At 31.9% G+C, this 14519-nt stretch carries 11 protein-coding genes, 3 tRNA genes and 1 other annotated feature; of the genes, 8 read left to right on the forward strand and 6 right to left on the reverse strand.

Annotation, left to right across the window (positions count from 1 at the left end):
• Positions 1-139 precede the first annotated feature (139 nt).
• Positions 140-529, forward strand: a complete 390-nt coding sequence (yaaA, locus tag DQM95_RS09930; protein WP_037593049.1) for a S4 domain-containing protein YaaA — start codon at positions 140-142, stop codon at positions 527-529.
• A 2-nt stretch (positions 530-531) separates the two neighbouring features.
• Positions 532-1626 (forward strand): DNA replication/repair protein RecF, encoded by a 1095-nt coding sequence (gene recF, locus DQM95_RS09935; protein WP_037593047.1) that lies wholly within the window; start codon positions 532-534, stop codon positions 1624-1626.
• A gap of 11 nt (positions 1627-1637) precedes the next feature.
• Here recF and DQM95_RS09940 read toward each other — a convergent pair whose 3' ends face one another.
• The 3 genes from DQM95_RS09940 to trpS form a co-directional block, all read right to left on the reverse strand.
• Positions 1638-2501 carry a GRP family sugar transporter gene (locus DQM95_RS09940; protein WP_015912146.1) on the reverse strand — a complete coding sequence of 288 codons (864 nt, stop codon included), beginning with the start codon at positions 2499-2501 and terminating at the stop codon, positions 1638-1640.
• A 187-nt stretch (positions 2502-2688) separates the two neighbouring features.
• On the reverse strand, positions 2689-4170 hold the full coding sequence (gene guaB, locus DQM95_RS09945) for an IMP dehydrogenase (RefSeq protein WP_015912147.1): 1482 nt from the start codon (positions 4168-4170) through the stop codon (positions 2689-2691).
• Between the two features lie 240 nt (positions 4171-4410).
• Positions 4411-5433 carry a tryptophan--tRNA ligase gene (trpS, locus tag DQM95_RS09950; RefSeq protein WP_037593046.1) on the reverse strand — a complete coding sequence of 341 codons (1023 nt, stop codon included), beginning with the start codon at positions 5431-5433 and terminating at the stop codon, positions 4411-4413.
• Between the two features lie 41 nt (positions 5434-5474).
• Positions 5475-5705, reverse strand: a binding site (T-box leader).
• 124 nt (positions 5706-5829) lie between these two features.
• Between trpS and DQM95_RS09955 the strand changes: the two genes are divergently transcribed.
• The 3 genes from DQM95_RS09955 (at position 5830) to DQM95_RS09965 (ending at position 11029) form a co-directional block, all read left to right on the forward strand.
• Positions 5830-6702, forward strand: a complete 873-nt coding sequence (locus tag DQM95_RS09955) for a YitT family protein (RefSeq protein WP_046388416.1) — start codon at positions 5830-5832, stop codon at positions 6700-6702.
• Positions 6703-6780: 78 nt separating this feature from the next.
• Complete coding sequence (locus DQM95_RS09960) at positions 6781-8400, forward strand: ATP-binding cassette domain-containing protein (protein WP_015912150.1); 1620 nt, start codon at positions 6781-6783, stop codon at positions 8398-8400.
• A 58-nt stretch (positions 8401-8458) separates the two neighbouring features.
• Entirely contained in the window at positions 8459-11029 is a 2571-nt protein-coding gene (locus DQM95_RS09965; protein ID WP_037593163.1) for a YfhO family protein, read from the forward strand.
• A 27-nt stretch (positions 11030-11056) separates the two neighbouring features.
• On the opposite strand, the gene DQM95_RS09970 is transcribed toward DQM95_RS09965, so the two are convergent.
• Positions 11057-11130: transfer RNA gene (locus DQM95_RS09970), tRNA-Asn, on the reverse strand.
• 36 nt (positions 11131-11166) lie between these two features.
• A tRNA-Glu gene (locus DQM95_RS09975) sits at positions 11167-11238 on the reverse strand.
• Positions 11239-11437: 199 nt separating this feature from the next.
• Here DQM95_RS09975 and DQM95_RS09980 point away from each other — a divergent pair.
• Positions 11438-11511 (forward strand) — tRNA-Arg (locus DQM95_RS09980).
• Positions 11512-11563: 52 nt separating this feature from the next.
• Here the strand turns inward: DQM95_RS09980 and rlmH are convergent.
• Positions 11564-12043, reverse strand: a complete 480-nt coding sequence (rlmH, locus tag DQM95_RS09985) for a 23S rRNA (pseudouridine(1915)-N(3))-methyltransferase RlmH (protein ID WP_037593045.1) — start codon at positions 12041-12043, stop codon at positions 11564-11566.
• Positions 12044-12228: 185 nt separating this feature from the next.
• On the opposite strand from rlmH, the gene DQM95_RS09990 reads away from it, so the two are divergent.
• Together DQM95_RS09990 and DQM95_RS09995 are read left to right on the forward strand one after the other, a co-directional pair.
• The gene (locus DQM95_RS09990; RefSeq protein WP_238989846.1) at positions 12229-13431 is read left to right on the forward strand and encodes a S1C family serine protease; all 1203 of its coding nucleotides are present in this window, start codon (positions 12229-12231) and stop codon (positions 13429-13431) included.
• 77 nt (positions 13432-13508) lie between these two features.
• A complete protein-coding gene (locus tag DQM95_RS09995) occupies positions 13509-14285 on the forward strand; it encodes a ParB/RepB/Spo0J family partition protein (protein ID WP_015912154.1) in 777 nt (258 codons plus the stop codon).
• Positions 14286-14519 lie beyond the last annotated feature (234 nt).

Raw genomic sequence — 14519 nt, forward strand, 5'->3', positions numbered from 1 at the left:
ATTATAACATAAAATATTTCCTTTGGAAACAAATTGATTAGAAGAAGTCCAATACTAACATTTTTATCCCATTTCTTAATACTAATTACTTTCAATTTATGCTATAATGACTTGAATTAGTGCAAATGGAGACAATAAAATGGAATATAAATTATTTACAGAGTTTATTACCTTACAAGCTCTTTTAAAAGAATTAGGAATTATTCAAAGTGGTGGTGCAATCAAAAGTTTTCTCAATGGAACAACTGTTTTAGTTAATGGTACGGATGAAAAAAGGCGTGGCAAAAAATTGAGAATTGGTGATGTAATAAGGATACCCTCACAAAATATTGAAATCATCATCGTAGAACCCTCTGATGACGAAATGAAAAAGCGCATAGAAGATCAAAAAGAAAAAGAGCGTGTATCAAAATTAGTTAAAGAATTAAACCAGAATAAAAAAAGTAAAGTTAATCAAACCATTAATACAACTACTAAAACAAAATCAGATGCAAAAAATCGTAAACCTGTCCGTTTCCCTGGTACTTAACAATGTGGATTAAAGAACTTCAACTTAGAAATTTTCGCAATTATGGTACAGTTGATACTGAATTTTCTCCAGGATTAAATGTTTTCATTGGAAATAACGCCCAAGGGAAAACCAATTTTCTTGAGGCTATCTATTTTTTAGCACTTACACGAAGTCACAGAACAAGAACTGATAAAGAACTAATTCAATTTTCCAAAAATAATTTACAGTTAATTGGCAAATTGAACCGAATCAGTGGAGCCTTAAGTTTAGAATTACAATTATCTGACAAAGGTCGTATAACAAAAATAAATGCCTTAAAACAAGCTCGACTTTCTGATTATATTGGAACGATGATGGTTGTCCTCTTTGCACCAGAAGATTTACAACTTGTCAAAGGTGCTCCTAGTCTAAGACGAAAGTTTATTGATATAGATTTAGGTCAAATAAAACCCATTTATTTATCAGATTTATCCAACTATAACTATGTTTTAAAGCAACGTAATACTTATTTAAAAACAATCTCAACTATCAATTCTGACTTTTTATCTGTATTGGATGAACAATTAGCCGACTATGGAAGCAAAGTTATTAAACATCGAATAGATTTTATTGGAGAGCTCACCCGTGAAGCTAATAAACATCATGAAGCAATCTCAAATGGACTTGAATCTTTAATAATCACTTATGAATCTTCAGTCACTCAACAAGATCATCAAACCATTAAAGAAGCCTTTCTACTGAATCTTCAAAAAAATAGACAAAGAGATATATTTAAAAAGAACACTAGTATTGGACCTCATCGTGATGATATTCACTTTTTTATCAATGACATGAATGCCAATTTTGCTAGTCAAGGCCAACATAGAAGTCTTATTCTTTCATTAAAAATGGCTGAAGTTAGTTTGATGAAAGAAATGACTGGAGATAATCCTATATTATTGCTTGATGATGTTATGAGTGAACTAGATAATACCAGACAAATAAAATTACTTGAAACTGTCATAAATGAAAATGTTCAAACCTTTATTACGACAACAAGTTTAGATCACCTTCTTCATCTGCCAGATAAAATTAAAACTTTTCACGTCAATCAGGGCACATTAAAAGCAGACTAAATAGTCTGCTTTTAAGCTTTTACAATGCCTAATAAAACGGCACCTATTACAAAGAAAATAATACCTGTAATTACCCAACGCATTTCATTTTTAGTCTTTTCCTCACCTAAAAATAAAATACCACCAATAATAGAAATAATCGCTCCTAACTGAGAAAAACTAAATGCAATCGCAAGACCAGCTTTTGAAGCAGCCAATAGCATGAAAATATTTCCAATTCCCCAAAGAATACCTACAAGAGAATTTTTTAAAACAATCTGATCAAAGCTGAGATTAAATTTCATAAATAGGCTAGCACCTAAAACCATACCAATAGCCATTGGTAATAAAACAGATATTAAATCAAATTTCATGATGTTATTAAATAATACAACATAAGAAACATACCCTAAAGTGGAATAGGTAAGTGATCTAAATCCTTTGGTATAGTCACGAATAACTTTTTTTTCACTGTAAATTGAATCTTGCTTACTTGAAAAATAGAATCCTATTACTAACAGCAAAAGCGCAATACTACCTAAGATAAACTGAAAAGAGCTAGTCCATTCTCCAAATGCAATAACACCAATTAAACTTCCCAATACAAGTTGGGAGCCACTAGATAAAGGATTTGCAACAGAAACACCCATATATTTCATCGCGTGGAATTGACCATTCTGTCCAACTGACCATAATAAACCACCTAATATTCCAAAAATCCACAAATTGGTAGACATTTCTGGCTTTGCAATTAGCCAAACGAGACTGGCAAATAAAAAGGCACCTAAGGTCATTCCAAAAGTTTGTTGACTAGGTTTACCACCAATCTTATTACTAACAAAACCAATACTTCCCCATGCAAACATTGGTACTAATGCAAAAAGTATTCCTTCCATGATTCTCCCTTTACAATAAACTTTACTAAAAATTGACAAGATTTACAATAAAATTGACATTATCGTCAACCTTAAATAGTTGTCTTGAAAGCTTATTATAACTAAAATTGTATTATTAAGCAAGATAAGATAATTAAAAAAAGCTAGTCATGTGAAAAGAACTAGCTTTACATATTTAATCTACGTTTTAGTGTACGGAATAATTAGGAGCTTCATTTGTAATTTGAACATCATGAGGATGACTTTCAATTAAGCCTGCTCCTGACATCTCAATAAATTGAGCATTTTCATGTAAGTCCTTAATTGTTGCAGCACCAACATATCCCATACCTGAACGAATGCCACCTAACATTTGGAAAACAATATCTGAAGCGGCACCCTTATACGCTACACGTCCTTCAATTCCCTCAGGAACTAGTTTATTTGCTTCATTAACAGAGCCCTGGAAGTAACGATCACTAGAGCCTTTTTTCATAGCTGCAATTGATCCCATGCCACGATAAGTTTTAAACTTACGACCTTGATAGATTTCTGTCTCACCTGGTGCTTCATCAGTACCCGCAAACATTGAACCTAGCATAACGGCATCTCCACCAGCTGCAAGTGCTTTAACAATGTCTCCTGAATATTTGATACCACCGTCAGCGATTATAGTTTTACCATATTCGCGCGCAACAGCCGCAGCATCATAAATTGCAGTAATTTGAGGTACACCAACTCCGGCAACAACACGAGTTGTACAAATTGATCCAGGTCCAATACCAACCTTAACAACATCAACTCCTGCATCATAAAGAGCACGCGCTCCTTCAGCTGTAGCAATATTTCCTGCAATAAGAGTCTTGTCAGGGAAATGGGCACGAATTTCAGCAATTTTTCGAAGAACACCTGCAGAATGACCATGGGCTGTATCAATAACAATAGCATCTGCACCTGCTTCAAATAGTGCTTCCGCTCTTTCAAAGGTATCCGAAGTGACACCAACTGCTGCAGCAACCAATAGTCTTCCAAATTCATCTTTGGCAGCATTTGGAAATTCAATAACTTTTTCGATATCCTTAATTGTAATCAAACCAGAAAGTCTACCATTATCATCAACTAAAGGTAATTTTTCGATACGGTGTTCATGAAGGATTCGTTCAGCTGTTTCTAAATCAGTACCTACTTCTGCTGTTACAAGTTGCTCGCTAGTCATATGTTCAGAAATAGGAGCATCATAATCACTGATAAAGCGCATATCTCTATTGGTGATAATACCAACTAACTTACGATTTGCTAACGTTTCAACAATTGGGACACCACTGATTCTGTATCGTTGCATCAATTCTTCAGCTTCTGCAACCTTATGATTTGGTGTTAGAAAGAATGGATCGATAATAACACCATTTTCTGAACGTTTTACCTTTCGAACTTCTTCTGCTTGTTCAGAAATAGACATATTTTTATGGATAACACCTAATCCTCCTGCACGAGCAATAGCAATTGCCATCTTACTATCAGTAACAGTGTCCATTGCAGCTGTAATTATAGGAATATTTAATGTTAAATTTTTAGCTAATTTAGTTTTCATATTAACTTCATTAGGAAGAACATGACTTTCAGCTGGAATAAGCAAGACGTCATCAAAGGTGAAACCTTTTTTTAAAAATTTAGTGTCCCAATTTGACATTAAAAAAATCCTCTTTTCATTAAATCTAGGAGCAAATAGCCCAGTCTATTTTTTTATTGTAACTATCATAACACGCTAATTTAATTTGTCAATAAATAGTTGTTATTCTTTTAAAACTCACCTTAAATCAGTAATTATTATTCGGGATTATGGTTGTTTTTATAAAAAAAATGATTTTATAATATATAATGTTCGGAAATAGAAAAGAGTTCTAAATATTTTTATCTAGAACTCTAAATTTTAAAAGTAATTAATTCCCATTGCTGCCTTAACTTCTGATAATGTTTGAGAAGCAACTTCACGCGCAGAACAGCTACCTTTTTTCAACATATTAAAAACTTCGCCCATATCTTTAGCATACTCTAAACGACGTTTCCTTATTGGTGATAGCTCTCGTTCCAGAACTTCCAAAAGGTATTTTTTAGTTTTTACATCTCCTAAACCACCGCTTTGATATTGCTCTTTCATTAATTGGATAGTTTCTAAATCTTCATCTTTACCAAAAATATCTAAATAATAGAAAACCATATTCCCTTCGATTTGTCCAGGGTCCTCTACACGAATATGATTAGGGTCAGTATACATACTCATAACTTTTTTTCTGACGGTATCGAAATCATCAGATAAATATATTCCATTTCCTAACGATTTAGACATTTTAGCATTGCCATCCAAACCAGGTAAGCGACCGGCTCTCTCATTTTCTGGATAAATACCTTCTGGTTCAATTAAACATGATGTCTTATAGGTGTTGTTAAAACTTCTAACTATTTCTCTTGTTTGTTCAATCATAGGTTTCTGATCGTTACCAACTGGTACAAAATTTGCTTTAAAAGCAGTAATATCTGCGGCTTGAGAAATTGGATATACTAAAAAACCACTTGGAATACTTTCACCAAAACCTTTTTGAGCAATTTCTGTTTTGACAGTAGGATTCCGTTCAAGACGTGCGAGCGAAACTAAATTCATGTAGTACATGGTTAATTCAGCTAGTTCTGGAATTTGGCTTTGAATAAAGATAGTTGATTTAGAAGGATCCAAACCTACAGATAAATAATCCAATGCTACATTTCCAATGGATTCCTGGATTTTTTCAGATTCTTTTGCATGATCTGTTAAAGCTTGTTGATCAGCTAAAAAAACAAACATTTTATACTTTTCTTCATTTTGCAAGATAACACGATTTTTTAAACTTCCAACATAATGACCAAGATGTAATTTACCAGTTGGTCTATCTCCTGTTAAAATAACGGGTTTTGACATTTCATACTCCTTTTACAAAAAAAAACTCACGCAAAAAACTGCGTGAGGGCGTTATTACTCAATGACGCGGTGCCACCTCAAATTAATATCATACTAGATATTATCTCATCTTCTCTAACAAGAAGTTGTACGATAAGGTGCACAAAACCTGAGAGTTATTGGTTCCTCTCACGAAACATTAGCCCATTTCACTTTTTCTACTGCTAATTTTCAGCAACCATTAGCTCTCTAAAAATAGTTAAAAAGTTACTCATCTAATTCAAAATTATTTTATGAAAATTCAAGGAATTTGTCAACTTTGATTTTTTTTATGAAATTACCTTGACTCCTTTGGTTACTTTAAGAGATAATAAATGTCGGCTATACTATTATCAATTTAAAAAGGAGAATAAAGAGATGAAAAATAGGATAATTGATATCCTATATGTGACACTGGGATCTTTTATCACAGCAATTGGATTTAATACAATGTTTGTACATAATAATATTGCCTCTGGTGGTATGGTAGGAATTTCAGTCGTTGTAAAAGAATTATTTGGCATTAGTCCATCCCTCTTTTTAATGGTTAGCAACATTCCGTTATTAATTTTATGTTATTTCTTTTTAGGTAAACCAACTTTCATAAAAACGCTTTATGGTTCATGGATTTATCCCATAGCAATTAGATTAACAAATTTTTTACCAACTTTAACACATAATCAATTACTTGCTTCTATTTTCGGAGGAATTATTGTTGGAATAGGAATTGGTCTAGTGTTCTGGGGAAATTCTTCTACGGGTGGAACAGGTATTTTAACTCAAATTTTACATAAATATTCGCCATTGACACTAGGAGTTTCTATGACAATAATTGATGGTATTAGTGTTCTAATGGGCTTTATGGCACTATCAGCCGATGATGTTATGTACTCTACTATTGGTTTGTTTGTTGTGGGTTATGTCATAACAATCATGGAAAATGGTTTTGATTCCTCTAAGAATGTCATGATAATCTCAAAAGAATTCCAAATTATTAAAGATTATATTACTAAGGAAATGGACAGAGGGGTAACAAAAATTCCAATTCGAGGTGGGTATACAACTTCGGATAAAATTATGTTAATGGCCGTAGTTTCAACTTATGAACTTCCTAGCCTACAAGAAAAAATACTTGAAATAGATGATACCGCATTTGTTGTAGTCATGCCTGCTTCTCAAGTCGTTGGTCGTGGGTTCAGCGTTACAAAACACTATAAACGTGAAGATGAAGATGTCCTATTGCCTATGTAGTTCTTAGCCCCTTTCTGATTGATAATTGGGGCTTTTTTAGGTACAATGAAGTTTAGATAAATATTAAGAGGTGAAAAATTGCTTACAGTTTCTGATGTGTCACTACGTTTTAGTGATCGTAAACTTTTCGATGAAGTCAATATCAAATTTACTTCAGGAAATACTTATGGATTAATAGGAGCAAATGGTGCCGGAAAATCCACTTTTTTAAAAATATTAGCTGGAGACATTGAACCCACAACGGGGCATATTTCTCTAGGTCAAGATGAGCGGCTTTCCGTTCTTCGTCAAAATCATTTTGATTACGAAGATGAACGAGCTATTGATGTTGTTATTATGGGAAATGAACAACTCTATAACATTATGAAAGAAAAAGATGCCATCTATATGAAAGAAGATTTTTCAGAAGAAGATGGTGTCCGAGCCGCCGAATTAGAAGGACAATTTGCAGAACTTGGCGGTTGGGAAGCTGAAAGTGAAGCGGCTCAGCTCTTACAAAATTTAAATATTTCTGAGGATCTCCATTATCAAACCATGAGCGAACTAGCAAATGGTGACAAGGTTAAGGTATTACTTGCAAAAGCTTTGTTTGGTAAACCTGATGTTTTATTATTAGACGAACCTACCAATGGACTTGATATTCAATCAATTGCATGGTTAGAAGAATTTTTAATTGATTTTGAAAATACAGTAATTGTTGTATCCCATGACCGACATTTTTTAAATAAAGTTTGTACACACATGGCTGACTTAGATTTTGGTAAAATCAAATTATTTGTTGGCAATTACGATTTTTGGAAACAATCATCTGAATTGGCTGCACGGTTACAAGCTGATCGTAATGCAAAAGCTGAAGAAAAAATTAAAGAACTTCAAGAATTTGTTGCTCGTTTCTCAGCCAATGCCTCTAAATCAAAACAAGCAACGTCTCGTAAAAAAATGCTTGATAAGATTGAATTAGAAGAAATTGTGCCATCTAGTCGTAAATACCCATTTATCAATTTTAAAGCTGAACGTGAAATGGGTAATGATTTTCTAACAGTTGAAAACCTATCTGTTACCATTGATGGTGAAAAAATTCTAGATAACATCAGTTTCATTCTAAGACCGGGTGATAAAGCGGCACTTATTGGACAAAATGATATTCAAACGACTGCATTAATGAGAGCATTAATGGATGATATTGAATATGAAGGGACGATAAAATGGGGTGTCACAACTAGTCGATCCTATCTTCCAAAAGACAATTCACGCGATTTTTCTACGGGCGAAACCATATTAGAATGGTTACGTCAATTTGCCGCAAAAGGTGAGGATGATGATACATTCTTACGTGGTTTCTTAGGAAGAATGCTTTTCTCAGGTGATGAAGTTAACAAATCTGTCAACGTTCTTTCTGGTGGAGAAAAAGTTCGCGTCATGTTATCCAAATTAATGTTATTAAAATCAAATGTTTTAATTTTGGATGATCCGACAAACCACTTAGACCTAGAATCAATCTCAAGTCTGAACGATGGAATAAAAGATTTTAAAGAATCTGTTATTTTTGCTAGTCATGATCATGAGTTTATTCAAACTATTGCTAACCACATCATTGTTATTTCAAAAAATGGTGTCATCGATCGCATTGACGAAACTTATGATGAATTCCTTGAAAATGAAGAAGTTCAAGCAAAAGTTGCTGAACTTTGGAAATAAAAAGAATAAGGCTAATAGGCCTTATTCTTTTTTAAAATACAATTTGAAAGATTTCAATATGATAACAAAATTTAAAGGTCTATATTATTACCTAATAAGTTTTCTACTTCCTTCTACTATTATGTTTTTGGTTCTACTCTCAAAAGGAATATTTTGGAATAGTAGTAAAACAATTTTAGCCAGTGATGGTTTTCATCAATATGTTATTTTTGCTCAAAATTTAAGAAATATTTTACACGGATCAGACAGTATTTTCTATACTTTTACAAGTGGTCTTGGTTTAAATTTTTATGCTTTGATGAGTTATTATCTTGGTAGCTTTCTTTCGCCTTTTTATTTCTTTTTTAATTTAAAATCAATGCCCGATGCCATCTATGTTTTTACCATAATTAAATTTGGCCTGATAGGACTGTCTACGTTCTTTTCTTTACAAGGAATTTACTCAGCTGTAAAGAAACATTATTTGATTATCTTATCATCATCATTTGCATTAATGAGTTTTTTGACCAGTCAACTTGAAATAAATACTTGGTTAGATGTTTTTATTATTATTCCAATTGTCATTTTGGGTTTACATCATCTTTTTAATAATCAATTTATTTTATACTATGTTTCGTTAACTGTACTTTTTATTCAAAATTATTATTTTGGATACATGTTCTCAATTTTCTTAGTTCTTTATGTACTAGTAGTACTCGTAAAAGAAAATGATTGGAAAAATAGAATCAAAATATTTATACATTTTTCTGTACTATCTTTCCTAGCAGCCATGTCAAGTGCTATCATGTTGTTTCCAACTCTCTTAGACTTAAAAACACATGGTGAAAAGTTGACAAAAGTGTCAACTTTAATAACTGAAAACACCTGGTTTTTTGATTTGCTATCTAAGAGTAGTATTGGGGCCTATGATACTACAAAATTTAATGCCATACCAATGATTTACGTTGGTTTATTTCCTCTCTTATTAACTTGTCTTTACTTTACTATCAAGTCAATTAATTGGAAAATAAAAATAGCATATGTCACTTTAATACTTTTTATTGTTATAAGTTATTACATTCAACCACTTGATTTATTTTGGCAGGGCATGCATTCTCCAAATATGTTTTTACATCGTTATGCATGGACAGTTCCTTTAATTCTTATCATTTTATCTTGTGAAACACTTAATCACCTAAAAGAATTAACAGTAACAAATGTATTAATAGTCTTCGTTTTCCTAAGTGCATTTATTGCAATACCGTACTTTTTTACAGAACGCTATCATTTTTTACAGTTTGATCTATTTCTACTTAGTTTATGTTTTTTAACTGCCTACGCTATTATCTTAGTTAGTTTAATTGAATTTCATTTTCCATTATCTATCCTGATAGTCTTTACAGTCATTTTTACCATTTTAGAGATAAGTTTAAATAGTTTCTACATGATTAGCGGAGTTGATAACGAATGGGTATTTCCAACTAGAAAAGGCTATTCTGAAAACTTAGAAGCTATTTCAACCTTAGTAGATGATCAAAAGAAAAAAGATAGTTCATTTTATAGAACAGAGCGAATTCTTGGACAAACTGGTAATGATAGCATGAAATATAACTATTATGGTATTTCACAATTTTCATCAATCCGAAATCGCAATTCAAGTCAAATACTTGATCGCCTTGGCTTTAAATCAGAAGGAACTAATCTCAATTTGAGATATCAAAACAATACACTCATTGCTGATAGCCTATTTGGAATAAAATATAATATAAGTGAAAATAATCTATCAAAATATGGTTTCACTAAAATAAACCAAAAAAATAACACACGACTTTATTATAATCAGTATGCAAGTCAATTAGCAATTTTGACTGATAGTATTTACAAGGATTGTCAATTTACTGTAAATACATTAGATAATCAGACTCAGTTTATTAATCAAATAGCAGGGACACATTTCCAGTATTATCAAGAAGAAATATCACACTTATTATCTGGTGCAACGAGCATTAATAATCGCGTTAACAGCCATGTCAACGATTCTTCGAAGGATACACTGATTAGTTATCAATTGGAAGTGTCTGAAAACAAACAGTTGTATTTAAGTTTACCTCAGCTTACTGTTGAAAATCCTGATGAAAAAAGTGTTATTATTCGTGTCAATGGGAAAATCCATCACTATACAACCGACAACAGTTTTAGTTTTTTTGATTTGGGTTATTTTGAAAATTCTCAACTTCTTAAAATTGATATTATTTTTCCTAAACAAAAAACAGTATCTTTTGATTTACCACATTTTTACAGTTTGGATATTCAAAATTATCAAAAAGTTTTTCAAAAAATCACTAAAAAGAATAGTCACGTCAAACAGTCGAAAAATAATTTATCCATTTCATATTCAACACCTAACGATGCTTCTTTGCTTATAACATTACCATATGATAAAGGATGGAAAGCAGAGCAAAATGGGAAAAAATTGCCTATTTTAAAAGCACAAAAAGGATTTATGAAAATTGATGTTAAAAAAGGAAGTGGAACCATCAATATGGTATTTGTTCCTAATGGTTTTAAATTAGGCGTATTAACATCTCTATTGGGATTTTGTTTATTTTTAGGGTTTAATAAAATAATTACTGGTAAAAAGAAAAAATAGTTTCCAAAAGGAAACTATTTTTTCTGACTCCGGCAGTAGGACTCGAACCTACGACATCATGATTAACAGTCATGCGCTACTACCAACTGAGCTATGCCGGAAAATTATTATAAAAAAAATTGCCTCTCAGCAATTAATAGTCCGTACGGGATTCGAACCCGTGTTACCGCCGTGAAAAGGCGGTGTCTTAACCCCTTGACCAACGGACCAGAAGTTGTTTGAGATTGAACATCTCTTCAACACTCTTATTATTATATCAGAACATTTCCATTTGTCTATATTTTTTTGAAAAAAATTTAAAAATTTATTGAGTTATTTGAGATGTCGTCTAAAAATAGTATAAAAGCTTCAGGATTTAAATTGACCATTGACAGAGATAAAGTATTTCTGTTAAAATAAGGAAGTTAAGGTCTCATAGCTCAGCTGGATAGAGCATTCGCCTTCTAAGCGAACGGTCGCAGGTTCGAATCCTGCTGGGATCAAATTAAAAGCCAAATCAAATTGATTTGGCTTTTTTGTTTCATGTGAAACTTTTTATTTATGATATGGACTACCTTCTTGAATCATAAATGCTCTGTAAATCTGTTCAGTTAGTACTAATCTCATTAATTGATGGGGTAAGGTTAGACGTCCAAAACTAATTAAAGCATGTGCTTTTTGTTTTATTTTTGAATGTAATCCTAAACTGCCACCAATAATAAATGTAATGTCAGAAAAACCTTGAATGGTAATATCGGTTACAAATTGACTAAATTCTTCCGAAGAATATTGCTTTCCTTCAATAGCAAGTGCAATAACATAATCTCTATTTCCTATTTTGCTTAAAATGCGATTAGCTTCTTTCTCCATAATTTTTTCATTCTCAGCCTGACTTGCCTTTTCAGGTGTTTTTTCGTCAGCCAATTCAATGATTTCAAATTGAGTAAAACGTGATAATCGTTTTTGATATTCAGCTATTCCATCTTTTAAATACTTTTCTTTTATTTTTCCAACACAAATTATTTTAATTTTCATAAGACTATTATATCACAAATAAGATTCTCAATAAGAAGTTATACACATAAAAAAATTGAATAAGCATTTTGACTTATCAAGAATTCATCAAAGTTTTCCACAAGTTGTGGATTTCTTTTCTTTTTATTTTTTTTAAGGTATAATTAAGCAGAATTTCATATTATGATGAAAAAAATCTGGAGGTAATGCCTGTGTCTAAGTTTAAACATTTTTTCAAATACATAATGATAGTCGGATTAGGCTTCATTGGTGGTGCTTTAGCATTCTTTGTGATGAATCTGTTACCACATCCATCATCCACAACAAATCTTAATAACCCAACGACGACAAGTAAAGTAACCTATAAAAATACTACTAATACGACTAAAGCTGTTAAAGTGATTCAAGATGCAGTTGTTTCTGTAGTTAACTATCAAAAAAATGATTCTTTAAACTCAGCCATGGATATTTTTAGTCAAGGTGATTCATCAACTAAAGAGAATGATGGACTTTCTATTTATAGTGAAGGATCAGGTGTTATATACAAAAAAGATGGTGATTCTGCATATCTGGTAACCAACAACCACGTAATAGACAAAGCTGAAAGAATTGAAATTGTTTTAGCTGATGGTTCAAAAGTTGTTGGGAAATTAATTGGTGCTGACACTTATTCTGACTTGGCTGTTGTAAAAATTTCTTCAGACAAAATTAAGACTGTAGCTCAGTTTGCAGATTCTTCCAAAATAAACATAGGTGAAGTTGCAATTGCAATTGGTAGTCCTCTTGGAACAGAATATGCTAATTCCGTAACTGAAGGAATTGTTTCAAGTTTAAGTAGAACAGTAACTTTAAAAAATGAAGAAGGACAAACTGTTTCAACTAATGCCATTCAAACAGATGCTGCTATTAACCCTGGAAACTCTGGCGGACCTTTAATTAATATTGAAGGACAAATTATTGGAATAAACTCTAGCAAAATCTCACAGTCTAAATCATCTGGAAATGCAGTCGAAGGAATGGGATTTGCAATTCCAGCTAATGACGTTATTAAAATTATTAACCAACTTGAAAGCAAAGGCGAAGTAGTTCGACCTGCATTAGGTATTTCAATGGTTAATCTAAGTGATTTATCAACAAATGCCCTTGATCAGCTCAAAGTTCCAAAAAATGTTACTAGTGGTATCGTAGTTGCTAAAGTCGTAGACAATATGCCTGCCTCAGGAAAACTTGAACAATATGATATTATCACTGAAATTGATGGGGAAGAAGTGAGCAGTACAAGTGATTTACAAAGTATTCTGTATGGGCATGACATTAATGATACCGTAAAAGTCACTTTTTATAGAGGTAATGATAAGAAATCTACTACTATTGAATTAACTAAAACTACCAAAGATTTAGAAAAATAACTATAAACTTTAGTTGACAAGATATTAAAAATACCTTTACAATAGTGTAAAGGTATTTTACTATTTGGAAGGTATTTATGTCAGAAAATTTCAAAATAATAAAGATTGAGGATATTGTAGCTAATCCCTACCAACCTCGGATTCATTTTAATGAAAAAGATCTAGAAGAATTAGCTAACTCAATCAAAGTCAATGGACTTATTCAACCCATTATTGTGCGTCAATCAGAGGTCTTTGGTTATGAATTAATTGCTGGAGAAAGAAGATTGAAGGCTTCCAAATTAGCAGGTTTAAATGAGATTCCAGCAGTCATTAAAAAAATTTCAAATAGCGAAAGTATGCATCAGGCAATTGTTGAAAATCTGCAACGATCTGACTTAAATCCAATTGAAGAAGCAAGAGCTTTTCAAAATATTATTGAAAAAAATAACATTACTCACGAGCATTTGGCTAAGTATATGGGAAAATCTAGACCGTATATTTCAAATAGCATACGTTTGCTTCAATTACCAGAAATTATTCTAAAGGCTATTGAAGAAAATAAAATTAGTTCAGGACATGCACGCGCCTTACTTGCTCTAGATGATTCCCACTTGCAAGAAAAATATTTTAAACAAATCATAAAACAACATCTCAATGTTAGACAGACAGAATCCTTAATCAAATCAAGCAAAAAAGGTCATACATTAAAAAGAGAAGAAAAGAATATCTTTATAAAAGCTATTGAAGAAGAACTTGCAAAAACACTAGGAATTACTGTTCAATTATCTCAAAAAAAAGATGGAAGTGGTACACTTCAATTTCATTATCAAAATACCGAAGAACTCAACAGAGTTATCAACAAACTCAAATAGCTTGTTGATAAACTCTTTTTTTATTTCAAATTTTTCCACAAGTTTTTTTAGCCTCAAATCCTATTAAATAATAGTATTTCGATTTTTCCACAGCTTGTGGGTAACTCTTAATAACAATGTTCATAGCTTTTCCACAGCTTGTGGGTAACTCTTAATTATTCCTCTTAACATTGTGGAAAACTATTGCTTTTTATGTTAGAATAGTCCTAGTATTATCCATAGAAGGAACAAAAC

Source organism: Streptococcus uberis (assembly GCF_900475595.1).
GTDB lineage: Bacteria > Bacillota > Bacilli > Lactobacillales > Streptococcaceae > Streptococcus > Streptococcus uberis.